The organism is Mycobacterium interjectum, from assembly GCF_900078675.2.
Lineage (GTDB): Bacteria > Actinomycetota > Actinomycetes > Mycobacteriales > Mycobacteriaceae > Mycobacterium > Mycobacterium interjectum.
In genome coordinates, this window is the sequence record NZ_LT546237.1 from 4918654 (window position 1) to 4944312 (window position 25659).

Here is a 25659-nt window from a genome sequence, read left to right on the forward strand (position 1 = left end):
CCGTCGAGCTTAACGGCTTGATCCGCCAAGCGTCCGCCAGAGGAACGAGTAGCTGAGCGCCGACTTGAACGCGATCTGCTCGTTGTCGGCCGCGCCGGCGTGGCCGCCCTCGATGTTCTCGTAGTACCAGACCTCATGGCCGGCGGCCTCCAGGGCGGCCGTCATCTTGCGGGCGTGGCCCGGATGGACCCGGTCGTCGCGGGTGGACGTGGTCATCAGGACGGGCGGGTAGCGCCGGGTCGCCGAAACGTTCTGGTATGGCGAGTATTCGGAGATGAACGCCCAGTCGTCGGGGTTGTCCGGGTCGCCGTACTCGGCCATCCACGACGCCCCGGCCAGCAGCAGGTGGTAGCGCTTCATGTCCAGCAGCGGCACGTCGCAGACCAGCGCGCCGAATTTCTCCGGGTACCCGGTGAGCATGATGCCCATCAACAGCCCGCCGTTGCTGCCGCCCCGCGCGCCCAGCTGCTCGACGGTCGTGATGCCGCGGTCCACCAGATCGGTTGCCACCGCGGCGAAGTCCTCGGCGACCTTGTGCCGGTCCTCGCGCATCGCCTGGGTGTGCCAGCCGGGCCCGTACTCGCCGCCGCCGCGGATGTTGGCCAGCACGTAGGTGCCGCCGCGCGCCAGCCACAGCCGGCCCAGCACGCCGCTGTAGGCCGGTGTGTTGGCGGTTTCGAATCCGCCGTATCCGCTCAGCAGGGTGGGCCCCGGCCCGTCGGCGTCGCCTTCACAGCCGCGGCGCACGACGAAGTACGGGATCGAGGTGCCGTCCGTCGACGCGACGAAATGCTGGGCCACCGAGAGCTTTTCGGCGTCGAAGAACGCCGGGGCGGATTTGATCGGCTCGAGCGGCGCGCCGGCGGCGCCGCGCATCAGCCGCGAGGGGGTGACGAATCCGCTGGAATCGAGGAAGAACTCGTCGCCGGTGTCGTCGGCGGCGACGACGACGGTGTTGGTCGCGGCCGGGATGCCCGCGACCGGTTCGCGCCGCCACTCGCCCCGTGACGATCGCAAGCGCGGCGGAGCCGGGCGCTGGGGGCACTCCCCAGCTCCGCGGGGACCCCACCCGCTTGCGGGGGACGGGTCGTCACGCGAAGGCGGCGTGGCGCTCTCCACGCGGCTGGCCACGTCGGCCAGCGTGACGATCAGCAGGCGGTCCTTCGTCCAGGCGTAGTGGTTCAGGGCCGTGTGCTCGTCGGGGGAGAACACCACCGTCAATTCGGCTGTGCCGTCCAGGAATTTGTCGTAGTCGGCGGCCAGCAGCGAGCCCGCGACGTAGGTCGCGCCGCCGGTATACCAATCGGTGCGCAGCTCGATGAGGATCCACTCGCGGTGAATCGACAGGGTCGCGTCGGTGGGCGCGTCGATGCGGATCAGCTCCGGGCCGCGCAGCTCGTAGAGCTCTTCGTTCCAAAAGTCGAGGGCTCGGCCCAGAAAGGTCCGCTCGAAGCCGGGCGTGCGGTCCGCCGATGCGGAGACGCTGACATCGGAGCGGGCGCCCTCGAAGACGAGTTCGGCGTCGGCCAATGGGGTGTCCCGGCGCCATCGCTTGATGACGCGCGGGTAGCCGGAGTCGGTGAGCGAGTCGGCGCCGAAGTCGGTGCCGACCAGCACGGTGTCCGGATCGGCCCAGGCGATCTGCGACTTGGCCTCGGGCAGCTGGAACCCGTCGGCGACGAATTCGCGTGTGGCCATGTCGAATTCGCGCACGATGGAGGCGTCCGAGCCACCGCGGGAGAGGCGGATCAGGGCGCGGGTGTGGTCGGGTTCGATGACGCCGGCGCCCGCCCACACCCAATTCGTGTCGTCGGTCCGACCCAGCTCGTCGACGTCGATGAGCACGTCCCACTCCGGGGCGTCGGTGCGGTAACTGTCCAGCGTGGTGCGCCGCCACAGGCCCCGCGGGTTGGCGGCATCGCGCCAGAAGTTGTAGAGGTGCTCGCCGCGGCGCACCACATACGGAATCCGGGCGTCGGTGTCGAGCACCTCGAGCGCCTCGGCGCGCATCCGGTCGAACTCCGCACCGCCGAACTTCGCCAGGGTGGGTTCGTTATGCGCCCGCACCCAGTCCAGCGCCTCGTCGGCGGTGATGTCCTCGAGCCACAGGTAAGGGTCTTCAGGCGTCATGGGAGCCATTCTGGCCCCGGCGGTAGTGTGAGGTGTATTACACGAGCAGAGAACGAGGAGACGGCAGATGACTGTTTTCGCACGTCCGGGGTCTGCCGGGGCGTTGATGTCGTACGAATCCCGGTACGGGAACTTCATCGGCGGCCAGTGGGTCGCGCCGGTGGGCGGCCGCTATTTCGAAAACCCGACGCCGGTGACCGGCCAGACGTTCTGCGAGGTGCCCCGCTCCGAGGAGGCCGATGTCGACAAGGCGCTCGACGCCGCGCACGCGGCGGCCCCGGCGTGGGGCAAGACCGCGCCGGCCGAGCGTGCGGCCATCCTGAACAAGATCGCCGACCGGATCGAGGAGAACAAGGCCGCGCTGGCGGTGGCCGAGGTCTGGGACAACGGCAAGCCGGTCCGTGAGGCGCTGGCCGCCGACATCCCGCTGGCCGCCGACCACTTCCGGTACTTCGCTGCGGCGATCCGCGCGCAGGAGGGTTCGCTGTCGCAGATCGATGAGGACACCGTCGCGTATCACTTCCATGAGCCGCTCGGGGTGGTCGGGCAGATCATCCCGTGGAACTTCCCTATCCTGATGGCCGCCTGGAAGATGGCGCCCGCGCTGGCGGCCGGCAACGCGGTGGTGCTCAAGCCCGCCGAGCAGACCCCGGCGTCGGTGCTCTATCTCATGTCGCTGATCGGTGATCTGGTGCCGGCGGGAGTTGTCAACGTCGTCAACGGGTTTGGCGCCGAGGCCGGCAAGCCGCTGGCGTCGAGCAACCGGATCGCCAAGGTCGCGTTCACCGGGGAGACCACCACCGGGCGGCTCATCATGCAGTACGCCTCGCAGAACCTGATCCCGGTGACCCTGGAGCTCGGCGGCAAGAGCCCCAACGTCTTCTTCTCCGACGTGCTGGCCCGCGCCGACGACTTCCAGGACAAGGCGCTGGAGGGCTTCACCATGTTCGCCCTCAATCAGGGCGAGGTGTGCACCTGCCCGTCGCGCAGCCTGATCCAGGCCGACATCTACGACGAGTTCCTGGAGCTGGCCGCGATCCGCACGAAGGCGGTGCGGCAGGGCGACCCGCTGGACATCCAGACGATGCTGGGCTCGCAGGCCTCCAACGACCAGCTGGAAAAGATCCTGTCCTACATCGAAATCGGCAAGGGTGAGGGCGCCAAGGTCATCACCGGCGGCGAGCGCGCCGAGCTGGGCGGCGACCTGTCCGGCGGCTACTACATGCAACCGACGATCTTCGCCGGCAACAACAAGATGCGGATCTTCCAGGAGGAGATCTTCGGTCCGGTGGTGGCGGTGACGTCGTTCTCCGACTACGACGACGCGATATCGATCGCCAACGACACCCTCTACGGCCTGGGCGCGGGGGTGTGGAGCCGCGACGGCAACACCGCCTACCGGGCCGGGCGCGACATCCAGGCCGGCCGGGTGTGGGTCAACTGCTACCACGCCTATCCCGCGCACGCCGCGTTCGGTGGCTACAAGCACTCCGGCATCGGCCGGGAGAACCACAAGATGATGCTCGACCACTATCAGCAGACCAAGAACCTCCTGGTCTCCTACTCCGAGAAGGCGCAGGGATTCTTCTAGATGGGTTCCGGGCCTCCAACAGGAGTTGTCATCACCCCCGCCGCCGCCGAACTGCTGGCGCGGCTGCAGGAGCGCCACGGTCCGGTGATGTTCCACCAGTCCGGCGGCTGCTGTGACGGGTCGTCGCCGATGTGCTACCCGAGTGGCGACTTCCTGGTCGGTGACCGCGACGTGTTGCTCGGCGTCCTCGACGTCGGGGACGGGGTCCCGGTGTGGATTTCGGGCCCGCAGTACGAGGTCTGGAAGCACACCCAGCTCGTCATCGACGTGGTGCCGGGGCGCGGCGGCGGGTTCAGCCTGGAGGCGCCCGAGGGCGTGCGGTTTCTGTCCCGCGGGCGCGTCTTCAGCGACGACGAGTACGCCGCGCTGCGGGGCGCGGCGGTCATCACCGGAGCCGCCTACGAGCGTGGCGAGCGCCCCTCGGAGCGCGGCCGGGTGGTGGCCCTCGACGGCGCGGCCGCGCCGGAAACCTCCGGGCCTGGCGGTCGATGACCGCGCTAATCTCGTCAGGGTGATCCCGCTTCCACGTCCTTGGGTGCTGGCCAGCGCGATGCTGATCGGCTGCGCGGTCGGGATGTTGACCGGTGTCGCGCTCACCGTGATGGTCCATGCCAGGGTGCGCCCCGACGTCGTCATCGCGCTTGTGCTCGGGATTCCCACCGTGACCGGGCTGCTGACGATCCTGTTTTCCGGGCGGCGCTGGGTCACCATGGTGGGCGCGTTCATCCTTTCGCTCGCACCGGGCTGGTTCGGTGCCCTCGTCGCGCTGCAGGTGGCCTCCGGTGGCTGACGACGAGGACACCGGAACGCAGTCGTTCGTGCCGGACTTCGACGACGACACCGGCACCCAGTCGTTCGTGCCGAACTTCGACGACGAGGACGACACCGGCTCGCAGCCGGCGCCGGAGGAGCCCGGGCAGCCCGGCGAGCCCGCGTCGCCCGCGGCCGGGACCGTCGAGGGGGAAGCGGGCGGCGTGCCGGTGCAGCCGGTCACCGTTCCCGGTCGTTACCTGTACCTGAAGTGGTGGCAGCTGGTCCTGGTGCTGTTCGGCGTGTGGATGGTGTCGGCCGTGGTGGGGCTGGGGCTGTTCTATTGGTGGTACCACTCGCTCGACAAGACCGCCACGGCGTTCGCGGTCCTGCTGTACGTGGTGGCCTGTGCCGTGGGCGGCGTGATGCTGGCGATGGCGCAGGGCAGGGCTCTGCTCTCGGCGCTGTCGGTCGCGGTGATGTCGGGGCCGTTCGCGTCCGTCGCGGCCGCCGCGCCCCTGTACGGCTACTACTTCTGCGAGCGCACGGGCCACTGCCTGATCGGCGTCATTCCCTACTAGGGCCGCCATGCCCACCTTGACTGGCAACTCGAGGCAGTTCGCGTGCTTGGGGCCCACACTCGGCGTCCCGGCGGGAGCCGCGCCCCACTAGGGTAGGGGCCGTGACTCACTATGACGTCGTCGTCCTCGGGGCCGGCCCCGGCGGATATGTCGCGGCCATTCGTGCCGCGCAGCTGGGCCTGAACACCGCAATCGTCGAGTCGAAGTACTGGGGCGGGGTCTGCCTCAACGTCGGCTGCATTCCGTCCAAGGCGTTGCTGCGCAACGCTGAGCTGGTGCACATCTTCACCAAAGAGGCCAAGACCTTTGGGATGAGCGGCGAGGCGACGTTCGATTACGGCATCGCCTTCGACCGCAGCCGCAAGGTGGCCGACGGCCGCGTCGCCGGCGTGCACTTCCTGATGAAGAAGAACAAGATCACCGAGATTCACGGGTACGGCAGGTTCACCGACTCCCACACGCTGTCCGTCGACCTCAACGACGGGGGCGCCGAAACGGTCACGTTCGACAACGTCATCATCGCCACCGGCAGCAGCACCCGGCTGGTTCCGGGAACGTCGCTGTCGGCCAACGTGGTGACCTACGAGGAACAGATCCTGTCCCGGGAGCTGCCGGAGTCGATCATCATCGCCGGGGCCGGGGCGATCGGCATGGAGTTCGGCTACGTGCTGAAGAACTACGGGGTCGACGTGACCATCGTGGAGTTCTTGCCGCGCGCGCTGCCCAACGAGGACGCCGAGGTGTCCAAGGAGATCGAGAAGCAGTTCAAGAAGCTGGGCATCAAGATCCTCACGGGAACCAAGGTCGAGTCCATCAACGACAACGGCGCCGAGGTGACGGTGGCGGTCAGCAAGGACGGTAACGCCCAGGAGCTCAAGGCCGCGAAAGTGTTGCAGGCCATCGGTTTTGCGCCCAACGTCGAGGGCTACGGGCTGGAGGCGGCCGGGGTCGCGCTGACCGAGCGCAAGGCGATCGGCATCACCGACTACATGCGCACCAACGTCGAGAACATCTACGCGATCGGCGACGTCACCGGCCGGCTGATGCTGGCTCACGTCGCCGAGGCCATGGGCGTGGTGGCGGCCGAAACCATCGCCGGCGCAGAGACTTTGGCCCTCGGCGATTACCGCATGCTGCCGCGCGCGACGTTCTGCCAGCCGCAGGTGGCCAGCTTCGGGCTCACCGAGGAGCAGGCCCGCGACGAGGGCTACGACGTCGTGGTGGCCAAGTTCCCGTTCACCGCCAACGGCAAGGCCCACGGCCTGGGCGACCCCAGCGGTTTCGTCAAGCTGGTCGCCGACGGCAAGTACGGCGAGCTGCTGGGCGGGCATCTGATCGGCCACGACGTGTCCGAGCTGTTGCCGGAGCTGACGCTGGCGCAGAAGTGGGACCTGACCGCCACCGAGCTGGCCCGCAACGTGCACACCCACCCGACGATGTCGGAGGCGCTGCAGGAATGCTTCCACGGCTTGACCGGCCACATGATCAACTTCTGAAGTCGATGATTCGCAGCGACACCGTAATTGGCGTCATCGGCGGCGTCGCCACCGGGTACGTCCTGTGGCTGGTGGCCTTTTCGATCGCCGACGACAACGCGGCGGTGGGCCGGTGGGCCCCGACGGTATTGCTGCTGTCGCTCGCGCTGGCGGTCTGCGCCACCCTGTGGGCGTCGCTGCAGCGCCGGCGCAAAAAGTACGCGTGGTCGGCGTTCGGCTTCGGCCTGCCCGTGGCGCCGGTGGTGCTGACGCTGGCCGTGCTGGCCGACGTCTACTTCTGACTCGGATTGTCCAACGGGATTGCCAGCGCCGACATGGTCGCGGCCAGGCCGTCGTATTGGCTTGCCAGCAGGCAGAATTCGATGAGCTGACGCCGATCCAGGTGCGTCGCCAGCTCTCGCCAGGTGTCGTCGGTGACGGTGCGCTGCGTGAGGAACTCGTCGGTGGCCGCCAGCAGCGCCTGCTGCCGCACGGTCAGGCGCGCCTCGACCCGGTCCAGCGTCTCGGGCCAGGCGAAAAGCGCGGCCTGCAAATCGTCGTCCAGGCCCTGATTTCGCGCCATCCCGCGATGATGCTGCAGCTCGTATTCGCAACCGCGCACGTGCGCGACCCGCAGAATCACCAACTCGGTGTCGATCGCCGGCAGCCGGCCCCGCAGCAGCCGCCCGCTGTACATCGACCAGGTCCAGAACAGCAGGTGGCGCTGGCCCAGGGTGGTGAACAGGTGCATCTCCGGAACCCGCATCCTGCGCGCGGCAGCCTTCGCCATCACCCAGTTGATCGGCCCCAGTTCCCGGAACCGGCCCGACGGAATGCGACCGCCCCGATCCCCGGTCACGGTTGCTTCACCAGGTACGGCGACACGGTGCTGCGGTGCTCGTCGAGATCCAGCGCGCGCCCCAGGGCCGGGAACGCCCGCTGCGGGCAGTTGTCGCGTTCGCAGACGCGGCAGCCGGCGCCGATCGGTGTGGCGATATCCCCGGACAAGTCGAGTCCTTCCGAGTAGACGAGCCGATGAGCGTGGCGGAGCTCGCAGCCCAGCCCGATCGCGAAGGTTTTACCGGGCTGACCATACCGCGCGGCGCGCCGCTCCACGGTGCGGGCCACCCACATGTAGTTGCGCCCGTCGGGCATCTGGGCGATCTGCACCAGGATCTTGCCGGGGTTGGCGAACGTCTCGTACACGTTCCACAACGGGCACGTGCCGCCGCTGGAGGAGAAGTGAAAACCGGTGGCGGACTGGCGTTTTGACATGTTGCCGGCGCGGTCCACCCGGACGAACGAGAACGGCACCCCGCGCATCGTCGGCCGTTGCAACGTCGAAAGCCGGTGCGCGATGGTCTCGTAACTGACCGAGTAGAACGACGACAACCGCTCGACGTCGTAGCGAAAGTTCTCGGCGACGTCGTGGAACTGGCGATACGGCAGCACCGCGGCCGCGGCGAAGTAATTGGCCAGGCCCAGCCGGGCCAGCGTGTGCGACTCGTCGCTGGTGAACTTGCCCTCGGCGACCAGGCTGTCGATCAGGTCGCCGAACTCGAGGTAGGCCAGTTCGGCGGCCAGCTTGAACACCTGCTGACCAGAGGAGAGGTGGTTGCTGATCTCCAGCGTCTTGCTGTTGGGGTCGAAGCGGTGCAGCACGGTGTCCCCCAGGTCGATGCGCCGGGTGATGTGCACGCCGTGCACCTCGGTGAGCCGCCGGGTCAATTCGCGGGCGAGGTCGCCGTGGTGCAACCGCATCTTGATGGTGAGGTCCTCGGCGGCGGTGTCCAGCTCGTGCAGGTAGTTCTGGCGTTGGTAGAAGTAGTCGCGCACCTCCTCGTGGGGCATGGTGATCGACCCGCTGCCGCTGCCGTCGGAGTAGCGCTCCTCGGTGGCGGCGGCCAGCTGCGCGGTGGTGATCCGGTAGCGCCGGTGCAGGTTGACCACGGCGCGGGCCAGGACGGGATGAGCGCTGACCATCTCGGCCACTTCGGTGGGCTCGACGTCGATGTCCAGGTCGCGGTCCATGGTCACCTCGCGCAGCTCGGCGACCAGCCGGGTGTCGTCCTGGGAGGCGAAGAAGGTCGCGTCCACCCCGAACACCTCGGTGATGCGGAGCAACACGGCCACCGTCAGGGGGCGGACGTCGTGCTCGATCTGATTGAGGTAGCTCGGCGAGATCTCCAGCATCTGGGCCAGCGCCGCCTGAGAAAACCCGCGCTCGTTGCGGAGCTGGCGAACGCGGGAGCCGACGAAGGTTTTGGCCACCGGAGAAGCGTACCGGGCGCTGCAAAGGGGTGGTTCGCAGAGTTGGCATGGCGGCGCGATCCGGTCACGATTGGTGTTCGCACGACGCGATTTGGCATCATTCGCAGCGGGGGCCGGGGTTAACCTGGGATACCGACACGGAGGGAAACGGGGAGACAAGCCGTGAGCCTGGACAAAATGATGATGCCGGTGCCCGACGGCCATCCCGATGTATTCGGTCGCGAATGGCCGCTGCGGGTGGGCGACATCGACCGCACCGGCCGACTGCGCCTGGACGCCGCGTGCCGGCACATCCAGGACATCGGCCAGGATCAGCTGCGCGAAATGGGCTTCGAGGAAACCCATCCGCTGTGGATCGTCCGGCGCACGATGGTCGACCTGATCCGCCCGATCGAGTTCCAGGACATGCTGCGGTGTCGGCGCTGGTGCTCGGGGACCTCGAACCGGTGGTGTGAGATGCGGGTCCGCATCGACGGGCGCAAGGGCGGCCTGATCGAATCGGAGGCGTTCTGGATCAACATCAACAGGGAAACCCAGATGCCGTCGCGCATCTCCGATGACTTCCTGGCGGGCCTGCACAAGACCACCTCGATCGAGCGGCTGCGGTGGAAGGGCTACCTGAAGCCCGGCAGCCGCGACGACGCCACCGAGATCCACGAGTTCCCGGTGCGGGTGACCGACATCGACCTGTTCGACCACATGAACAACTCGGTGTACTGGAGCGTGATCGAGGACTATCTGGCATCGCACCCCGAGTTGTTGCAGTGGCCGCTGCGCACCACCATCGAGCACGAGGCGCCGGTCGCGCTGGGCGACAAGCTGGAGATCATTTCGCACGTCCACCCGGCCGGCTCGACGGACCAATTCGGTCCCGGCCTGGCCGATCGGCCTGTTACAACGCTCACATATGCCGTCGGCGACGAGACGAAGGCCGTCGCCGCGATCTTCGCTCTCTAGGAAAACGCCGGCCCGTCGATTTACGGTCTGACCTGCGTGGATGGGGTTACCGACGGGTAGCTTCTGAAACGGTTAAGTTCCCGTTCAGCTTTGCAAGATTTGCAAAATCGCGCGCAGTCGTTGCCGAAATTGGCAAATGAAACGGGTGGACCTGCGGGAACAAGCTGTGCCATCTTCGAGTTAGCACGCCAGTGAAGTTGAGCACCTAGCTACCGCCGGATGGCGGGGGGCGTGGACGTTTAGCGATTAGCAAAGAACCGTTAAGGAGTAAGCCCAATGTCTGTCGTTGGCACCCCCAAGAGCGCCGAGCAGATCCAGCACGACTGGGACACCAACCCGCGGTGGAAGGGCGTCACGCGCACCTACACCGCCGAGGACGTCGTCGCGCTGCAAGGCACCGTCGTGGAGGAGAACACGCTGGCCCGCCGTGGCGCGGAGGTGTTGTGGGAAGAGCTGCACGACCTGGAGTGGGTCAACGCGCTGGGTGCGCTGACCGGCAACCAGGCCGTCCAGCAGGTGCGCGCCGGCCTGAAGGCCATCTACCTGTCCGGCTGGCAGGTCGCCGGCGACGCCAACCTGTCCGGCCACACCTACCCCGACCAGAGCCTGTACCCGGCCAACTCGGTGCCGCAGGTGGTCCGCCGGATCAACAACGCGCTGCTGCGCGCCGACCAGATCGCCAAGGTCGAGGGTGACCGGTCCGTGGAGAACTGGCTGGCGCCGATCGTCGCTGACGGCGAGGCCGGCTTCGGCGGCGCGCTCAACGTCTTCGAACTGCAGAAGGCCATGATCGCCGCCGGTGTCGCGGGTTCGCACTGGGAGGACCAGCTGGCCTCGGAGAAGAAGTGCGGTCACCTGGGCGGCAAGGTGCTGATCCCGACCCAGCAGCACATCCGCACGCTCACCTCGGCCCGCCTGGCCGCCGACGTCTGCGGCGTCCCGACCGTGGTGATCGCCCGCACCGACGCCGAGGCGGCGACGCTCATCACGTCCGACGTCGACGAGCGCGACCAGCCGTTCATCACCGGCGAGCGCACCCGCGAAGGCTTCTACCGGACCAAGAACGGCATCGAGCCCTGCATCGCGCGGGCGAAGGCGTACGCCCCGTTCGCCGACCTGATCTGGATGGAGACGGGCACCCCGGACCTCGAGCTGGCGCGCAAGTTCTCCGAGTCGGTCAAGGCGGAGTACCCCGACCAGATGCTGGCGTACAACTGCTCGCCGTCGTTCAACTGGCGCAAGCACCTGGACGATGGAACCATCGCGAAGTTCCAAAAGGAGCTTGCCGCAATGGGATTCAAGTTCCAGTTCATCACGCTGGCCGGCTTCCATGCGTTGAACTACTCGATGTTCGACCTGGCCTACGGCTACGCCCGCAACCAGATGAGCGCCTATGTCGAGTTGCAGGAGCGCGAGTTCGCCGCCGAGGAGCGCGGCTACACCGCGACGAAGCACCAGCGCGAGGTCGGCGCCGGTTACTTCGATCGGATAGCCACCACGGTCGACCCCACCTCGTCGACCACCGCGCTGACCGGTTCGACCGAAGAGGGTCAGTTCCACTAACCTTCAGCGGTGTTCGCCGGGCCCCGCCCGGCCGAGCAGACGCAGAGTCGCACTCCTGCAGCCCAGTTGATGCGATTCTGCGTCTGCTCGCGCATATAAGGAGGAGCAATGGCAGCGATCCAGCGGGTGGGAGTCGTCGGTGCCGGGCAGATGGGCTCCGGCATCGCCGAGGTCGCCGTCCGCGCCGGCGTCGACGTGACCGTGTTCGAGACCACCGAGCCGCTGATCACGGCGGGACGCAACCGCATCGTGAAGTCGCTGGAGCGCGGCGTCAGCGCCGGCAAGGTGACCGAGCGGGAGCGTGACCGCGCGCTGAGCAAGCTCACCTTCACCACCGACATGAAGGACCTGGCCGACCGGCAGCTGGTGATCGAGGCCATCATCGAGGACGATGCGGTCAAGGCGCAGGTGTTCGCGGACCTGGACCGGGTGGTCACCGATCCCGACGCGGTGCTGGCGTCCAACACCTCGAGCATCCCGATCATGAAGATCGCCGCGGCCACCAAGAACCCGCAACGCGTGCTGGGCCTGCACTTCTTCAATCCCGTCCCGGTGCTGCCGCTGGTCGAGTTGGTGTGCACGCTGGTCACCGACGAGGCCGCCGCCGCGCGCACCGAGGAGTTCGCCGGCGCCGTGCTGGGCAAGCAGGTGGTGCGCTGCTCCGATCGGTCCGGCTTCGTGGTGAACGCGTTGCTGGTGCCCTACCTGCTGTCGGCGATCCGGATGGTGGAGGCCGGCTTTGCCAGCGTCGAAGACGTCGACAAGGCCGTGGTCGCCGGGCTGTCGCACCCGATGGGGCCGCTGCGGCTGTCCGACCTCGTCGGCCTCGACACACTCAAGCTGATAGCGGACAAAATGTTCGAGGAATTCAAAGAACCGCAATACGGCCCGCCGCCGTTGCTGCTGCGCATGGTCGAGGCGGGCCGGCTGGGCAAAAAATCGGGCCAGGGTTTTTACGCGTACTAACTCCGCGGGTCCAGGTAGCAGGCCTTGAACCGATCCGATATTATCCTCGCGTTCAACAAACGAGAGGTATCGGGCACCCATGACCGCGTTGAGGCCGTATTACGAAGAGTCGCAATCAATCTATGACGTTTCAGACGAGTTCTTCGCGCTCTTTCTAGACCCGACGATGGGGTACACCTGCGCCTATTTCGAGCGCGACGATATGACCCTCGAGGAGGCGCAGAACGCCAAGTTCGACCTGGCGCTGGGCAAGCTGAACCTCGAGCCCGGGATGACGTTGCTCGATATCGGTTGCGGCTGGGGCGGAGCGCTGCAACGGGCGATCGAGAAGTTCGACGTCAACGTCATCGGAATCACGCTCAGCCGCAACCAGTTCGAGTACAGCAAGGCGAGGTTGGCGGGTATCCCGACCGAGCGCAATGTCGAGGTCCGGCTGCAGGGCTGGGAGGAGTTCGACGACAAAGTCGATCGGATCGTCACCATCGGCGCCTTCGAAGCGTTCAAGGCGGAACGTTGGCCCGCGTTCTTCGAACGCGCCTACGACATTCTTCCCGGCGACGGCCGGATGTTGCTGCACACGATTCTCGGCCACTCGCAAAAACAGATGCACGAGCGCGGCATCTCGCTGACCATGCGCGACATCCGATTCACGCGATTCATCTACACGGAGATTTTCCCGGGTGGGCAGTTGCCAGCCGAGGAGGACATTGTGAAGTTGGCGCCGGCGGCCGGATTTACCCTCGAAAAGGTGCAATTGCTGCGCGAGCACTACGCGCGCACGCTGAATATTTGGGCGGCCAATTTGGCGGCCAACCGGGAAAAGGCGATCGCGATCCAGTCCGAAGAGGTCTATGACCGCTATATGCACTATTTGACCGGTTGCGAGAACTTCTTCCTCAAGGGGATCAGCAACGTCGGCCAGTTCACGCTGGCCAAGTAGCGTCGCAGGGTCGGTTACTTCTCACACGTGAACTGGTTGACATCGGTGTAGCCCTGGCGGAACAGCTTGGCGCACCCGGTCAGGTACTTCATGTAGCGGTCGTAGACCTCTTCGGACTGGATGGCGATGGCCTGGTCCCGGTTGGCCTCGAGCGCCGTGGCCCACGTCTCCAGGGTCCTCGCGTAGTGGAGCCGCAGCGACTGGATGCGCGTGAGCTTGAAGCCGGCCTCCTCCGCGTGCTCCTCGACCGACGGGATCGTCGGCAGCCAGCCGCCCGGGAAGATCTCGGCCAGGATGAACTGGGTGAAGTGAACGACTTCGTGGGTCAGCGGATTGCCCTGCGCCCTGGCCTCTTTGAAGGTCGGACGCGTGATGGTGTGCAGCATCATGACGCCGTCGGCGGGCAGCACCCGGTAGGCCATCTTGAAGAAGTGGCCCCAGCGCTGGCGGCCGAAGTGCTCGAAGGCGCCGATGGAGACGATGCGGTCGACCGGCTCGTCGAACTTCTCCCAGCCCTCCAGCAGCACCCGCGCCGAGCGGTTCGTGTCCATCCGGTCGAATACCTTCTGGACGTGGTCGGCCTGGTTCTCCGACAGCGTCAGGCCGACGACGTTGACGTCGTACTTCTCGATGGCGCGGCGCATGGTGGCGCCCCAGCCGCAGCCGACGTCGAGCAGCGTCATTCCCGGCTCGAGCCCGAGCTTCCCCAGCGACAGGTCGATCTTGGCGATCTGGGCTTGCTCGAGCGTCAGGTCGTCGCGCTCGAAGTAGGCGCAGCTGTAGGTCTGGGTGGGGTCCAGGAAAAGCCGGAAGAAGTCGTCGGAGAGATCGTAGTGCGCTTGCACGTTCCCGAAATGCGGCGTGAGCTGCACAGACATAAGGAATTAAGCCTTTCTGTATCTCGGGCCTCAGGTTTCCTTGCGCCCGGGCGCCCGGTTCACCCCCGATGCATCCCCTGCATGCTAGCCGTTAAGGCTGTCCAAGTCGCATTTCAAAGCTTGGCTCTACGTCACATGCCGGTCACAAGATGCGCAGCACGGCGCCCGCCGCCAGCCCCACCACCAGCAGCGCGCCGGCCTGGCGCACGTGCACCCAGGCCAGCGCGGCGTACCACAGCGGCCACACCGGAAACTGCGGCGGCGGCTCGTCGGGCCTCGGTCGGCGGAAATACGGCCACACCTTCGCCAGCCGGGGCAGCGCCAGCGCGACGACGAGCGCGGTCCAGGGCATCGCCCGCGCCGCGACGGCCACCGCCACCAGCGCATAGAAGCCGACCATCATCCCGAGCGTGACCGCCCGGGCGCGCGCCTCGCCGAGCAGCACGGGCAGCGTCCGGATGCCCAGCGGTGCGTCGTAGGGGATCTTNCGACCAGCTCATTGCGGCGCTCCACCTTGTGCTGGTGCCACCGCCGCTTGCGACCGTCCGTCTTCACGGCCACAGCCGGGATCCGCTCTGCCACTCTCGCCGCTTCCCACTCGTCAGACGCTCCCGATACTACGGCGTGCGGGGCCGGTTTTGGCGCACGGGCCGGGTACGCGCGGGGTCCGCAAGCAGGGCAGTAACACTAACTGCGCGCGGCAATACATGATGGTGTGGTGGCACACAGAGCCTCCCACCCGGGCGAGGTCCCGGCCGCGCCGCCGGCGGCGCGGCCGCCGCTGGCCGAATCCTTCGCCGGGGCCGATCCGGAGGCCGACGCCGAAAGGCGCCTGGCGCTGCGCCGGATGAAATTGGTCGCGCTGAGTTTCCTGGTGGGCGCCACGGGTCTGTTCCTCGCCTGTCGGTGGGCGCAGGCCCACGCCACCACGGCGGCCTGGGTCGGTTACGTCGGGGCGGCCGCGGAGGCCGGCATGGTGGGCGCGCTGGCCGACTGGTTCGCGGTGACCGCCCTTTTCAAGCACCCGCTGGGCATTCCGATTCCGCACACCGCGATCATCAAGCGCAAGAAGGACCAGCTCGGGGAGGGCCTCGGGACCTTCGTGCGGGAGAACTTCCTGTCGCCGCCGGTCGTCGAGACGAAGCTGCTGGACGCCCAGGTGCCCAGCCGGCTCGGCAAATGGCTGTCGGAGTCCGCGCACGCCGCGCGGGTGGCGAGCGAGACCGCGACGGTGCTGCGGGTGCTCGTGGAGCTGTTGCGCGACGAGGACGTCCAGCAGGTGATCGACCGGATGATCGTGCGCCGCATCGCCGAACCGCAATGGGGACCGCCGGTGGGCCGCGTGCTGTCGACGCTGCTGGCCGAGAACCGCCAGGAGGCCCTGATCCAGCTCCTTGCCGACCGGGCGTTCCAGTGGTCGCTGAACGCCGGAGAGGTCATCCAGCGGGTCGTCGAGCGTGACTCGCCGAGCTGGTCGCCCCGCTTCATCGACCATCTCGTCGGTGACCGGATCCACCGCGAGCTGATGGACTTCACCGATAAGGTCCGCCGCAACCCCGACCACGAGCTGCGCCGTTCGGCGACGCGGTTCCTGTTCGAGTTCGCCGACGACCTGCAGAACGACGCGGAGACCATCGCGCGCGCCGAGGCGGTCAAGGAACAGCTGATGGCGCGCGACGAGATCGCCGACGCCGCGGCGACGGCGTGGCGGACGCTGAAAAGGCTGGTCCTCGAGGGCGTCGACGACCCGTCGAGCACGCTGCGCACGCGTATCGCCGACACCGTGGTCCGGATCGGCGAGTCGCTGCGCGACGATGCGGATCTGCGCGACAAGGTCGACAACTGGATCGTGCGGGCGGCCCAGCACCTGGTCTCGCAGTACGGCGTGGAGATCACCGCGATCATCACGGACACGATCGAGCGCTGGGACGCCGAGGAGGCCAGCCGGCGCATCGAACTGCACGTGGGGCGTGACCTGCAGTTCATCCGGATCAACGGCACCGTCGTGGGGTCCCTGGCGGGGCTGATCATCTACGCCGTCGCGCAGCTGCTTTTCTAGGGGTGCTAACAAGTGCTTGCAATAGCAAGCACTTGGCCGTACTCTGGGCGCGTAAGGATGACGCCCAACCCAGGGAGTATGCGATGCCGCCGGAGGAGAAGCTCTCCGCCAAGGTGACCACCGCGGCTTCCGACATCGGCAGCTTCATCCGGGATCTGCGGGAGAACGCGCAGGTCTCGGTGCGCCAACTCGCCGAACGGTCGGGTGTCAGCAACCCTTACCTGAGCCAGGTGGAGCGCGGACTGCGGAAGCCGTCCGCCGACGTCCTGAGCCAGATCGCGAAGGCTTTGCGGGTTTCGGCCGAGGTGCTCTACGTGCGGGCCGGGATCCTCGAGCCCAGCGACAAAAGTCAGGTGCGCGACGCCATCATCACCGACACGTCGATCACCGAGCGTCAGAAGCAGATCCTGCTGGAGATCTACGCGTCGTTCACCCAGCAGAACGAATCGATTTTCGAGGAGTGTCCGAGCGAATCCGACAGCGACGAGTGATCGCCCGCTCGCCGGCCGCCGCCGGCGCAGGGCCCTCGTATCGCGTGCCAGTGGCCACCTGACGTGTGTGTGCGGGGCCGCCTGCGATGCGAACTCGATCAGCCGACCCGATCAATCAGGAGGTTCCCCCGGCAAGTTGAGTGCCACGTCAATCCGCGGGTCTTGACCAGTCCTCTCAGATCCATCCCGAGGACCCCGAAGCTTGCCTCTTTCTTTACACATCAGCACTCAGTAGCAGTCAGTAACCCCGATAACAAAACAATCATGAAAGGAAACACCATGGCTGAAAACCCGAACGTCGAGGACCTGCGGGCCCCACTGCTGGCAGCGCTGGGCGCCGCCGACCTGGCCCTGGCCACCGTCAACGACCTGATCGCCAGCATCCGTGAGCGTGCCGAAGAGACCCGCACCGAGACCCGCAGCCGGGTCGAGGAGCGCCGCGCACGCCTGTCGAAGCTTCAGGAGGACCTGCCCGAGCAGTTCACCGAGCTGCGCGAGCGGTTCACCTCCGAGGAGCTGCGCAAGGCCGCCGAGGGCTACCTGGAGGCCGCGACCAGCCGGTACAACGAGCTGGTCGAGCGTGGCGAGTCCGCCCTGGAGCGGCTGCGCAGCCAGCGGCCCTTCGAGGACGCATCGGCGCGCGCCGAGGGCTACGTGGACCAGGCCGTCGAGCTGACCCAAGAGGCGCTCGGCACCGTCGCATCGCAGACCCGTGCGGTCGGTGAGCGGGCGGCCAAGCTGGTCGGCATCGACCTGCCCAAGAAGGCCACGGCCAAGAAGGCCCCGGCCAAGAAGGCGCCCGCGAAGAAGGCGGCGGCCAAGAAGGCCCCGGCCAAGAAGGCGTCTGCCAAGAAGGTCACCCAGAAGTAGTTCGGCGCCGAGCTGGTCCTCGGTGCCGCGACACTCGACTCCGAGTTGCCCTCCCGGGCGACTCGGAGTCGACGTTTTACGGGCTGCCCGCATACCCTTGATGGGTGACCCACGCCGTGACCATCGTCATGTTCGCCCTGCAGATCGCCGTCGCGCTGACGGCGGTGTACGCGTTTGTGCACGCAGCGCTGCAGCGCCCCGACGCTTATACCGCCGCAGACAAGCTGACCAAGCCGGTGTGGTTGGTGATTCTCGGCCTGGCCGTGCTGCTGACATCGCTGCTGAGTTTCGTTTTCGGCGTGCTCGGGATGGCGATCGCCGCCTGCGCGGCCGGGGTGTACCTGGTCGACGTGCGGCCCAAACTGCTTGAGATTCAGGGTAAGTCGCGCTAGCGGCATGAGAGCCCTGCTGGCCGCGCCGGCGGTGGCGGTCGCCCTGCTGGGCTCGCCGCCGGTGTTGACCCCCGCTCGCGCCGACGCCGCCCCCGCGCCTCCTTTCATCGACCACACCCAGTGGGCGCACTGGCGCGGCCTGCCCAGCCTGCGGGTCTTTCCGACACCATCGGGCCGGCTGGCCGCCGGGCAACCCTTCGTCGCGACGGACGCGGACGAGGCCTGGGCCGAGGTGCTCGCGCTATCGCCGGACGCCGATACCGCCGGAATGCGCGCGCAGTTCGTCTGCCACTGGCAGTTCGCCGAGGTGGCGCAACCCGGCAAGGCCAGCTGGAACCTGGAGCCCTGGCGCCCGGTGGTCGACGACGCCGAAATGGTGGCCACCGGATGCAATCCCGGCGGTCCAGAAGAAGCGTTCTAGTGGCGGGGCAACCCACGCGGGCCCGGCTGGCGGCCCTGATCGACCACACCCTGCTCAAACCCGAGGCCACCCGCGCCGACGTCGCAGCGCTGGTCGCCGAGGCCACCGAACTGGGCGTGTACGCGGTGTGCGTGTCGCCGTCGATGGTGCCGGCCGCCCTGGAGGCCGGCGCCGCGCTGCCGGTGGCGGCGGTGGTGGGTTTCCCGTCGGGCAAGCACCTGTCGGAGGTCAAGGCGCACGAGGCCGCGCGGGCCGTGGCGTGCGGTGCCCGCGAGGTCGACATGGTCATCGACGTCGGCGCCGCGCTGGCCGGCGAGGTCCTCGCCGTGCGATCCGACATCGCGGCGGTGCGGGCCGCGGCACCCCGGGCCGTGCTCAAGGTCATCGTGGAGTCCGCGGTGCTGCTGGGCCGGGCCGACGGGCGCACGCTCACCGACGTGTGCCGCGCCGCCGAGGACGCCGGTGCCGACTTCGTCAAGACCTCGACCGGGTTTCACCCCGCGGGCGGGGCGTCGGTGGAGGCAGTCGCCCTGATGGCCGCGGCCGTCGGCGGGCGGCTGGGCGTCAAGGCCAGCGGCGGCATCCGCACCGCCGCCGAGGCCCTTGCGATGGTGGACGCCGGCGCGACCCGGCTCGGACTATCGGGAACGCGTGCCGTGCTCGACGGGCTCAGCCAAGGCCGCTAGCACCGGTCGGAACGTGCGGGCTCAGAGGTTGGCGAAGCAGGGGTCGCTGCTGTTGTCGTTCGGGATGCTGGCGTTCTGCGTCGAAAAGTGGCTTGTCACACCGGTATCGGTGACCTGCACGCTGTCGGCGTGGATGCCCAACGGGTAGTTCTTGGTGAACTGCGCGGTGAAGTCGTCCAGCGTCGACTGCACCGATTCCTTCGGCATGGTGAAGCCGAGCGCGTTGAAGCTGACGATCTGCAGTTGCAGCCCGGTGCCGGAGACCACCGGCTTGGCCGTGATGTTGTCGAGCATGCCCTTCAACTCGATCGTGCCGTCGGCCGGGTGAGTCGTCACGCTGTTGGTGACGAACGGACCCAGCACCGGGATCGCGTTCTGCACCGACTGCTTGATGCCGTCACTGGTCCAGCTGATGGTGGCGTCCAGCGAGCCGATGGTGCCCTTCGAGTTGGCGCTCGACTGGAGCCGGACATCGCGGATGTTGAGGTTGAGCTTCATGCCCTTGGCGTCGCGGATGTTGTTGCCGGCGGTCTGCACCGAGATGTTGGTGTAGTGCTTGGTCATTTGCTGCCACAGCATCAGCGGCGTCACGCCGAAGGACGCGGTGGCCTGGTCCTTCACCTCGCACGCCACCGCTTGGGCGACCTTGGTATCCGCCACGTGACGGACGTACAGCTCGCCCCCGATCAGTCCCGCGATGAGGAGCGCGAACACGATGATGCAGATCAAGAGGATGGACAGCGGGTCGCGAAGGAGGCGTCGTTTTCTTTTCACCGGTGCCGGCTCTTCGTTCGGGGTGGCCAGCTTTTCCGTCGGCCCCGCGGGCGGGATGGGCGGAGGCGCTTGGGGGGGCCGCGGCGGATTTGGGTTCGCGACGCCCAACTGCTCGGTTCGACCGGCCTGCTGACTTCCAGCAACGGGCGGCGGCGCCTCGGCCGAGCCGCCGGTGCCGATCCGCTCGGTGGGCCGCTCGGTCGGGGGCTGGCCGAAGGGATGGTTGCCGGGACGGGCCCACGTCGACGGGCCCTCGTTCGGTGGTCCCTGGGGGCCTTGTGGGTTCGTCACCCAACCGATTCTGCCCTATCCATCCGAGCAAAGTCGGAGCGGTTTCGCAGCAGCGCGATGGTTTCGCGGGCCTTGGCCACCTCGTCGACGTCGATGTCGGCCACGACGAGCTGCGGGTTTTCGCCGGCGGAGGCGACCACCTCGCCCAGCGGCGAGGCGACCAGGCTGCCACCCACACCCGTCGGTGCGCCCGCGCCGGACCCCGGCTCGGTCAGGGTGTCCCCGGGGTCGGCCTGACCGACGGCGGCGACGTAGCTCATCGAATCCAACGCGCGGGCCCGGGCCAGCAGCGTCCACTGCTCGAGCTTGCCCGGCCCCGAGCCCCACGACGCGCAGACGACGATCAGCTGGGCACCGCGGGCGGCCAGCTCGGTGTAGAGCGCCGGAAAGCGGATGTCATAGCAAACGCTCAATCCCACCCGGACCTCGTCGACGTCGACCACCACCGGCTCGTGGCCGGGCGCGACGGTGCGCGACTCGGTGAAGCCGAACGCGTCGTAGAGGTGGATCTTGTCGTAGTGGGTGTCCGGCCGGTTGGGGGCACCGGGCCCGGCCACGATGAGCGTGTTCGTCACCCGTCCGCCGCCGGCGGGGGTGAACATGCCGGCGATCACGGTGATCCCGGCCTCCGCCGCGATCCCGCGCACCCCGTCCGCCCAGGGCCCGTCGATCGGCTCGGCGACCGGTGCCAGCGGGACGCCGAACCGGCACATGGTCGCCTCGGGAAAGGCCACCAGCGCGGCGCCCGCGTCGGCGGCCCCGCGCGCGTACTCGCGCACCAGCCGCAGGTTCGCCGCCGGATCGCTGCCGCTGAGGATCTGCGCCAACGCGATTCGCATGAGCGCCAGCCTAGGCGTTGTTGGCGATCCACTCAGCGGTCAGGCGCTGTTCCATGGCCACCAGCTCGGCCAACTGGGCGCCGATGAGCCGCTCCACCTTGCCGCCGATGAGCGGGACCCGCACCTTGACGGTGACGCGGTAGGTGATGCGGGCACCGCGGGCGATGGGGGACAGCTCGCCGGTGCCCGACACGTGCACCGGGGTGCCCTCGATCGTGCCCGCGATGGACGCCGAGGCGATGCCGTCGTTGATCGGTCCCCACGTCTCTTCGCGTCTGACGCGGACGTCACCCCGGTGCAGCTGCTTGACCACGGCGGCCAAGTTGTGGCTGCGGACCACCTGCAGCGTGACCACCTCGACGGTGCTGTCGTCCCCGGACTCGCCGTCGACGCGCATCGACTCCAACCTCGCCTCGTCGACGGGAATGTCGGCCAGCCTGGCCCGCCAATAGCCCTCCTCGAAGAAAGCCCGATGAACCTGTTCGACGCTCGCCTCGTAGTCGGCCGACAAGTCGAATGAACGCGGCATAGCTGGCCAGGCTACCGTTACGGGCCATGAAACCGACCGGCGCCGGTTCGCTCTTCGCCGGTGCGCATGTCGCCGAGGCGGTGCCGCTGGCGCCGTTGACCACGTTGCGGGTCGGGCCCGTCGCGCGGCGCCTGATCACCTGCAGCAGCACCGAGCAGGCGGTCGCCGTGCTGCGGCAGCTGGACAGCGAATCCGGCGGCGGGCCGGTGCTGGTGTTTGCCGGCGGCTCCAACCTGGTGGTCGCCGACACGCTGACCGACCTGACCGCGGTGCGCCTCGCCAACGCCGCCATCACCGTCGACGGCAATCTCGTCCGCGCCGAGGCCGGCGCCGTGTGGGACGACGTGGTGGTCACGGCCATCGAGCGCGGTTTGGGCGGGCTGGAATGCCTGTCCGGCATCCCGGGCTCGGCCGGGGCGACCCCGGTGCAAAACGTCGGGGCCTACGGGGCGGAGGTGGCCGACACCATCACCCGGGTTCGGGTGCTGGATCGCGGCACCGGCGCGGTGCGCTGGGTGCCCGGCGACGAGCTCGGCTTCGGCTACCGCACCAGCGCGTTCAAGCGGGCCAACCGGTCGGGACGCGAAATACCTTCCGTGGTACTCGAAGTCGAGTTCGCGCTGGACCCCGCGGGCCGAAGCGCGCCGTTGCGCTACGGCGAGCTGACGGCCGCGCTGAACGTGACCAGCGGCGAGCGCGCCGACCCGAAAGCCGTCCGCGAGGCGGTGCTGAGGCTGCGGGGCCGCAAGGGCATGGTGCTCGACGCTGCAGACCACGACACCTGGAGCGTGGGTTCGTTCTTCACCAATCCGGTGGTCTCCCCGGAGGTCTACGAGCGGCTGGCCGCTCGTGTCCAGGGACCGGTTCCGCACTACCCGGCGCCGGACGGCATCAAGCTGGCGGCCGGGTGGCTGGTGGAGCGGGCGGGCTTCGGCAAGGGGTATCCGGAGCCGGATCCGGGCGGCCCCCAAGCGCCGTGCCGGCTGTCGACCAAGCACGCGCTGGCGCTGACCAACCGCGGGGGCGCCACCGCCGGGGACGTGATCGCGCTGGCCCGCGCGGTACGTGACGGAGTCCGCGCTGTGTTTGGTATCACACTGGAACCGGAGCCCGTCCTGCTCGGTTGCAGGCTGTAGCCGCAAATCGCGCGAATCCGCGCGCCGGGCTCGAATTGCGATGGCGGGGTTGGGGTCTTCTCTCACGGTATCTTTAATTGTCGTGAGCACATCCAGTTCCCCCCCGCCGGTCAACCGGCGCTTGGCCTTGGCGGCCTTGGGACTCGGCGTGTTCGCCCCCGGCGTATTGGCGGCCTGCGCCGGCACCGTGGCCAACAAACAGGCCGAGAAGAAGGAGCCGCCGGCGCCGCAGCTGAAGTTCGCGCCGGCCGACGCCGCGGCCGACGTGGTCCCGATCGCGCCGATCAGCGTTCAGGTCGTCGACGGCTGGTTCCAGAAGGTGGCGCTGACCAACTCGTCGGGCAAGGTGGTCGCCGGCGCCTTCAATCAGGACCGCACCGTCTACACCACCACCGAGCCGCTGGGCTACGACGCCACCTACACGTGGAGCGGCTCGGCCGTCGGCCACAACGGCAAGCCGATCCCGGTGAGCGGCAAGTTCACCACCGTGTCGCCGAGCAAGAAGATCGGTGGGGCGTTCCAGCTGGCCGACGGCCAGACCGTCGGCGTCGCCGCGCCGATCATCATCCAGTTCGATTCGCCCATCAGCGACAAGGCGGCGGTCGAGAAGGCGCTCACCGTGACCACCGACCCGCCCGTCGAGGGCAGCTGGGCCTGGCTGCCCGACGAGGCGCAGGGCTCGCGTGTGCACTACCGCACCCGCGAGTACTACCCGGCCGGTACCACCGTGAACGTCGACGCCAAGTTCTACGGGCGGCCGTTCGGCGACGGCGCGTTCGGCGCCGATGACATCTCGTTGCACATCCAGATCGGTCGCCGGCAGGTGGTGAAGGCCGAGGTCACGTCCCACCGCATCCAGGTCGTCACCGACGCCGGCGTCATCATGGACTTCCCCTGCAGCTACGGGGAGGCCGACAAGGCGCGCAACGTCACGCGCAACGGCATCCACGTGGTCACCGAGAAGTACGCCGACTTCTACATGTCCAACCCGGCCGCCGGCTACACAAACGCCCACGAACGGTGGGCGGTGCGGATCTCGAACAACGGGGAGTTCATCCACGCCAACCCGGCCAGCTCCGGCGCGCAGGGCAACAGCAACGTCACCAACGGCTGCATCAACCTGTCGACGTCCGACGCCGAGCAGTATTACCGCAGCGCGATCTACGGCGACCCCGTCGAGGTGACCGGGAGCTCGATCCAGCTGTCCTACTCCGACGGCGACATCTGGGACTGGGCCGTGGACTGGGACACCTGGGTGGCGATGTCGGCGCTGCCGCCCCCGACGGCGCACCCGCCGGCGTCGCAGATCCCGGTCACCGCACCGGTCACGCCGACGGACGCCCCGACCTTGTCGGGCACCCCCACGACCACCACAACGACGACTACTACTCGCCCCGGCGGTTGAACCGCGTCGCGCTGGCCTGGTCGCGCGGCTTGATGACGATCAGGTCCAGGTCCACGTGGGACGGCCGCGAGGCCACGAACCCGATCACCTCGGCGACGTCTGCCGCCACCAACGGCGTCAGCCCGCTATAGACGGCGCCCGCGCGCTGTTGGTCGCCGTCGAAGCGCACCAGCGAAAACTCGGTTTCGACCGCGCCCGGAGCAATCTCGGTGAGCCGCACGGGTTTTCCCAGTAGCTCACCGCGCAGCGTGCGGTGCAGCGCGCCCTGCGCGTGCTTGGCCGCGGTGTAACCGGCGCCGCCGTCGTAGGTCTCCATGGCCGCGACCGAGGTGACCGTGACGATGAGGCCGTCGCCGGAATCGATCAGCTTGGGCAGCAGCGCGCGGGTGACGCGCAGCGTGCCCATCACGTTGGTCTCCCACATCCATTGCCAGTGCAGCAGGTCGGCGTCGGCGACGGATTCCAGCCCCCAGGCGCCGCCGGCGTTGTTGATCAACACATCGACGCGGCCCAATTCGGCGGCCAGCGCGTCCACCGCACGGTCGTCTGTGACGTCGGCCACAATCGCGGTGCCGCCTATCTCGTCGGCCAGCGCCTTGAGCCGGTCCGCACGACGCGCCACCGCGACCACGTGAAACCCTTGTGCCGCGAGGATTTTCGCGGTCGCTTCGCCGATGCCCGAGCTGGCCCCGGTAACCACCGCGACCCGTTGATGCCCGCCAGCTCCGTTCACACGGAACAACTCTAGTGAACGTGCTAAGTTCTCGGGGTGCTCCTTGGCGCCCTGATCAACAACACCGCCGCGTGTCTTTGCGCGGCGAGTGCGTGTTGTTGCCGCGCACTTTGCCGCTCCTGACTCTCAGGTGTGGCCGAAGCCGGCCATCAGGAACTCGCACAAAAGGACACTCATGCGCACTACCCTTACCCGTAGCCACCATTCCTTCAGCCGCAAAGGCCTCCCGCGGATGCACCGCCAAATCCTGCCGCCGGCCTTACACATCTCGGACTCGGCCGCGGCATCCGTCTTCCGGGCCGTCCGGCTGCGCGGCCCGGTGGGCCGCGACGTCATCGCGGCCGTCACCTCGCTGAGCATCGCCACGGTCAACCGCCAGGTCATCGCCCTGCTGGACGCGGGCCTGCTGCGGGAACGCGCCGATCTGGCCGTTCCCGGGGCCATCGGGCGGCCCCGGGTGCCGGTGGAGGTCAACCACGAACCGTTCGTGACGCTCGGCATCCACATCGGTGCGCGGACCACCAGCATCGTGGCCGCCGACCTGTTCGGCCGCACGCTGGACACCGTCGAGACCCCGACGCCGCTGTCGCCCGCCGGGCCCGCGCTGGCGTCGCTGGCCGAGAGCGCCTCGAAGTACCTGCAACGCTGGCACCGGCGCCGCCCGCTGTGGGTCGGGGTGGCGATCGGCGGCACCGTCGACGGCGCCACCGGCCTCGTCGACCACCCCCGCCTCGGGTGGCGGCAGGCGCCCGTCGGCCCCGTGTTGGCCGACACGCTGGGCCTGCCGTTGTCGGTGGCCTCGCACGTCGACGCGATGGCGGGCGCGGAGCTGCTGCTCGGCCTGCGGCGATTCGCGCCGAGCTCGCCGACGAGCCTGTACGTCTACGCCCGCGAGACCGTGGGCTATGCGCTGGTGATCGGCGGGCGGGTG

At 68.1% G+C, this 25659-nt stretch carries 27 protein-coding genes and 2 pseudogenes; 19 read left to right on the forward strand and 10 right to left on the reverse strand.

Features of this window, described 5'->3' with window-relative positions; translation table 11 throughout:
* Nucleotides 1-9 precede the first annotated feature (9 nt).
* Nucleotides 10-2139 (reverse strand): prolyl oligopeptidase family serine peptidase, encoded by a 2130-nt coding sequence (locus BN4348_RS58455; RefSeq protein WP_407937914.1) that lies wholly within the window; start codon nt 2137-2139, stop codon nt 10-12.
* Between the two features lie 58 nt (nt 2140-2197).
* On the opposite strand from BN4348_RS58455, the gene exaC reads away from it, so the two are divergent.
* From exaC to BN4348_RS58485, 6 genes are all read left to right on the forward strand, one after another.
* Nucleotides 2198-3721: an acetaldehyde dehydrogenase ExaC gene (gene exaC / locus BN4348_RS58460; protein ID WP_066917681.1), complete on the forward strand. Its 1524-nt coding sequence runs from the start codon at nt 2198-2200 to the stop codon at nt 3719-3721.
* Entirely contained in the window at nt 3722-4213 is a 492-nt protein-coding gene (locus BN4348_RS58465; RefSeq protein ID WP_066917682.1) for a DUF779 domain-containing protein, read from the forward strand.
* A gap of 19 nt (nt 4214-4232) precedes the next feature.
* Nucleotides 4233-4511 carry a putative holin gene (locus BN4348_RS58470; protein WP_084454750.1) on the forward strand — a complete coding sequence of 93 codons (279 nt, stop codon included), beginning with the start codon at nt 4233-4235 and terminating at the stop codon, nt 4509-4511.
* Entirely contained in the window at nt 4504-5052 is a 549-nt protein-coding gene (locus BN4348_RS58475; RefSeq protein ID WP_066917683.1) for a hypothetical protein, read from the forward strand. Before BN4348_RS58470 ends, BN4348_RS58475 begins: the two co-directional genes overlap by 8 nt.
* A gap of 101 nt (nt 5053-5153) precedes the next feature.
* On the forward strand, nt 5154-6548 hold the full coding sequence (lpdA, locus tag BN4348_RS58480) for a dihydrolipoyl dehydrogenase (RefSeq protein WP_066917684.1): 1395 nt from the start codon (nt 5154-5156) through the stop codon (nt 6546-6548).
* Nucleotides 6549-6553: 5 nt separating this feature from the next.
* Nucleotides 6554-6829, forward strand: coding sequence for a hypothetical protein (locus tag BN4348_RS58485; RefSeq protein WP_066917685.1), 276 nt, complete (start codon nt 6554-6556; stop codon nt 6827-6829).
* On the opposite strand, the gene BN4348_RS58490 is transcribed toward BN4348_RS58485, so the two are convergent.
* The gene (locus BN4348_RS58490) at nt 6820-7386 is read right to left on the reverse strand and encodes a carboxymuconolactone decarboxylase family protein (protein ID WP_066917686.1); all 567 of its coding nucleotides are present in this window, start codon (nt 7384-7386) and stop codon (nt 6820-6822) included. The two genes, BN4348_RS58485 and BN4348_RS58490, sit on opposite strands and share 10 nt — an antisense overlap.
* Nucleotides 7383-8798 carry an acetate metabolism transcriptional regulator RamB gene (gene ramB / locus BN4348_RS58495; RefSeq protein WP_066917687.1) on the reverse strand — a complete coding sequence of 472 codons (1416 nt, stop codon included), beginning with the start codon at nt 8796-8798 and terminating at the stop codon, nt 7383-7385. The genes BN4348_RS58490 and ramB overlap by 4 nt, the downstream gene beginning before the upstream one ends.
* A gap of 162 nt (nt 8799-8960) precedes the next feature.
* Between ramB and BN4348_RS58500 the strand changes: the two genes are divergently transcribed.
* The 4 genes from BN4348_RS58500 (at nt 8961) to BN4348_RS58515 (ending at nt 13224) form a co-directional block, all read left to right on the forward strand.
* Complete coding sequence (locus tag BN4348_RS58500; RefSeq protein ID WP_066917688.1) at nt 8961-9755, forward strand: acyl-[acyl-carrier-protein] thioesterase; 795 nt, start codon at nt 8961-8963, stop codon at nt 9753-9755.
* Between the two features lie 276 nt (nt 9756-10031).
* Nucleotides 10032-11318: an isocitrate lyase gene (gene aceA / locus BN4348_RS58505; RefSeq protein ID WP_066917689.1), complete on the forward strand. Its 1287-nt coding sequence runs from the start codon at nt 10032-10034 to the stop codon at nt 11316-11318.
* Nucleotides 11319-11426: 108 nt separating this feature from the next.
* A complete protein-coding gene (locus tag BN4348_RS58510) occupies nt 11427-12284 on the forward strand; it encodes a 3-hydroxybutyryl-CoA dehydrogenase (RefSeq protein ID WP_066917690.1) in 858 nt (285 codons plus the stop codon).
* A gap of 79 nt (nt 12285-12363) precedes the next feature.
* Nucleotides 12364-13224 carry a cyclopropane mycolic acid synthase family methyltransferase gene (locus BN4348_RS58515; RefSeq protein ID WP_066917691.1) on the forward strand — a complete coding sequence of 287 codons (861 nt, stop codon included), beginning with the start codon at nt 12364-12366 and terminating at the stop codon, nt 13222-13224.
* Nucleotides 13225-13238: 14 nt separating this feature from the next.
* Here the strand turns inward: BN4348_RS58515 and pcaA are convergent, their stop codons facing one another.
* The 3 genes and pseudogenes from pcaA to BN4348_RS58530 all read right to left on the reverse strand — a co-directional run.
* Nucleotides 13239-14102, reverse strand: coding sequence for a cyclopropane mycolic acid synthase PcaA (gene pcaA, locus BN4348_RS58520; protein ID WP_066917692.1), 864 nt, complete (start codon nt 14100-14102; stop codon nt 13239-13241).
* Between the two features lie 142 nt (nt 14103-14244).
* Nucleotides 14245-14547 carry a hypothetical protein gene (locus tag BN4348_RS58525; protein ID WP_235852955.1) on the reverse strand — a complete coding sequence of 101 codons (303 nt, stop codon included), beginning with the start codon at nt 14545-14547 and terminating at the stop codon, nt 14245-14247.
* Nucleotides 14548-14591: 44 nt separating this feature from the next.
* Nucleotides 14592-14684: pseudogene (locus BN4348_RS58530) on the reverse strand (TetR/AcrR family transcriptional regulator); the annotation flags it as partial.
* A 133-nt stretch (nt 14685-14817) separates the two neighbouring features.
* Here BN4348_RS58530 and BN4348_RS58535 point away from each other — a divergent pair.
* The 6 genes and pseudogenes from BN4348_RS58535 to deoC all read left to right on the forward strand — a co-directional run bounded on the left by BN4348_RS58535 (nt 14818) and on the right by deoC (nt 19021).
* Nucleotides 14818-16161, forward strand: a complete 1344-nt coding sequence (locus BN4348_RS58535) for a DUF445 domain-containing protein (protein ID WP_407937915.1) — start codon at nt 14818-14820, stop codon at nt 16159-16161.
* Nucleotides 16162-16244: 83 nt separating this feature from the next.
* Nucleotides 16245-16653 (forward strand): annotated as a pseudogene (locus BN4348_RS58540) (helix-turn-helix domain-containing protein); the annotation flags it as partial.
* A 278-nt stretch (nt 16654-16931) separates the two neighbouring features.
* Complete coding sequence (hbhA, locus tag BN4348_RS58545; RefSeq protein WP_066917709.1) at nt 16932-17522, forward strand: heparin-binding hemagglutinin HbhA; 591 nt, start codon at nt 16932-16934, stop codon at nt 17520-17522.
* Nucleotides 17523-17650: 128 nt separating this feature from the next.
* Complete coding sequence (locus BN4348_RS58550) at nt 17651-17914, forward strand: DUF2516 family protein (RefSeq protein ID WP_082958525.1); 264 nt, start codon at nt 17651-17653, stop codon at nt 17912-17914.
* A 4-nt stretch (nt 17915-17918) separates the two neighbouring features.
* Entirely contained in the window at nt 17919-18335 is a 417-nt protein-coding gene (locus tag BN4348_RS58555; RefSeq protein ID WP_066917695.1) for a DUF2599 domain-containing protein, read from the forward strand.
* Nucleotides 18335-19021 (forward strand): deoxyribose-phosphate aldolase, encoded by a 687-nt coding sequence (gene deoC / locus BN4348_RS58560; RefSeq protein WP_066917696.1) that lies wholly within the window; start codon nt 18335-18337, stop codon nt 19019-19021. Before BN4348_RS58555 ends, deoC begins: the two co-directional genes overlap by 1 nt.
* Nucleotides 19022-19042: 21 nt before the next feature.
* Here deoC and BN4348_RS58565 read toward each other — a convergent pair whose 3' ends face one another.
* From BN4348_RS58565 to BN4348_RS58575, 3 genes are read right to left on the reverse strand one after another with little or no spacing between them, the layout of a single operon-like run.
* Nucleotides 19043-20086: an LmeA family phospholipid-binding protein gene (locus BN4348_RS58565; protein ID WP_066917697.1), complete on the reverse strand. Its 1044-nt coding sequence runs from the start codon at nt 20084-20086 to the stop codon at nt 19043-19045.
* On the reverse strand, nt 20083-20925 hold the full coding sequence (locus tag BN4348_RS58570; protein ID WP_066917698.1) for a carbon-nitrogen hydrolase family protein: 843 nt from the start codon (nt 20923-20925) through the stop codon (nt 20083-20085). Before BN4348_RS58570 ends, BN4348_RS58565 begins: the two co-directional genes overlap by 4 nt.
* Nucleotides 20926-20935: 10 nt before the next feature.
* A complete protein-coding gene (locus BN4348_RS58575) occupies nt 20936-21454 on the reverse strand; it encodes a DUF2505 domain-containing protein (RefSeq protein WP_066917699.1) in 519 nt (172 codons plus the stop codon).
* Between the two features lie 26 nt (nt 21455-21480).
* On the opposite strand from BN4348_RS58575, the gene BN4348_RS58580 reads away from it, so the two are divergent.
* Both BN4348_RS58580 and BN4348_RS58585 read left to right on the forward strand, forming a co-directional pair.
* A complete protein-coding gene (locus BN4348_RS58580; RefSeq protein WP_066917700.1) occupies nt 21481-22590 on the forward strand; it encodes a UDP-N-acetylmuramate dehydrogenase in 1110 nt (369 codons plus the stop codon).
* Nucleotides 22591-22630: 40 nt separating this feature from the next.
* Nucleotides 22631-23995, forward strand: coding sequence for a L,D-transpeptidase (locus BN4348_RS58585; protein ID WP_066917701.1), 1365 nt, complete (start codon nt 22631-22633; stop codon nt 23993-23995).
* Here the strand turns inward: BN4348_RS58585 and BN4348_RS58590 are convergent.
* Nucleotides 23976-24728, reverse strand: coding sequence for an SDR family NAD(P)-dependent oxidoreductase (locus tag BN4348_RS58590; RefSeq protein ID WP_066917702.1), 753 nt, complete (start codon nt 24726-24728; stop codon nt 23976-23978). The two genes, BN4348_RS58585 and BN4348_RS58590, sit on opposite strands and share 20 nt — an antisense overlap.
* Nucleotides 24729-24903: 175 nt before the next feature.
* Between BN4348_RS58590 and BN4348_RS58595 the strand changes: the two genes are divergently transcribed.
* Nucleotides 24904-25659: ROK family transcriptional regulator (locus BN4348_RS58595; RefSeq protein WP_235852842.1), on the forward strand; the 756-nt coding region annotated here is incomplete at its 3' end.

Bases quoted from the DNA above. Each gene is read 5' to 3' on its own strand.
- BN4348_RS58455 (WP_407937914.1), bottom strand. From the start codon at position 2,139: ATGGCTCCCATGACGCCTGAAGACCCTTACCTGTGGCTCGAGGACATC.
- exaC (WP_066917681.1), top strand. From the start codon at position 2,198: ATGACTGTTTTCGCACGTCCGGGGTCTGCCGGGGCGTTGATGTCGTAC.
- BN4348_RS58465 (WP_066917682.1), top strand. From the start codon at position 3,722: ATGGGTTCCGGGCCTCCAACAGGAGTTGTCATCACCCCCGCCGCCGCC.
- BN4348_RS58485 (WP_066917685.1), top strand. From the start codon at position 6,554: ATGATTCGCAGCGACACCGTAATTGGCGTCATCGGCGGCGTCGCCACC.
- aceA (WP_066917689.1), top strand. From the start codon at position 10,032: ATGTCTGTCGTTGGCACCCCCAAGAGCGCCGAGCAGATCCAGCACGAC.
- BN4348_RS58510 (WP_066917690.1), top strand. From the start codon at position 11,427: ATGGCAGCGATCCAGCGGGTGGGAGTCGTCGGTGCCGGGCAGATGGGC.
- BN4348_RS58515 (WP_066917691.1), top strand. From the start codon at position 12,364: ATGACCGCGTTGAGGCCGTATTACGAAGAGTCGCAATCAATCTATGAC.
- pcaA (WP_066917692.1), bottom strand. From the start codon at position 14,102: ATGTCTGTGCAGCTCACGCCGCATTTCGGGAACGTGCAAGCGCACTAC.
- hbhA (WP_066917709.1), top strand. From the start codon at position 16,932: ATGGCTGAAAACCCGAACGTCGAGGACCTGCGGGCCCCACTGCTGGCA.
- BN4348_RS58550 (WP_082958525.1), top strand. From the start codon at position 17,651: ATGTTCGCCCTGCAGATCGCCGTCGCGCTGACGGCGGTGTACGCGTTT.
- BN4348_RS58555 (WP_066917695.1), top strand. From the start codon at position 17,919: ATGAGAGCCCTGCTGGCCGCGCCGGCGGTGGCGGTCGCCCTGCTGGGC.
- BN4348_RS58570 (WP_066917698.1), bottom strand. From the start codon at position 20,925: ATGCGAATCGCGTTGGCGCAGATCCTCAGCGGCAGCGATCCGGCGGCG.
- BN4348_RS58575 (WP_066917699.1), bottom strand. From the start codon at position 21,454: ATGCCGCGTTCATTCGACTTGTCGGCCGACTACGAGGCGAGCGTCGAA.
- BN4348_RS58580 (WP_066917700.1), top strand. From the start codon at position 21,481: ATGAAACCGACCGGCGCCGGTTCGCTCTTCGCCGGTGCGCATGTCGCC.
- BN4348_RS58585 (WP_066917701.1), top strand. From the start codon at position 22,631: ATGGCGGGGTTGGGGTCTTCTCTCACGGTATCTTTAATTGTCGTGAGC.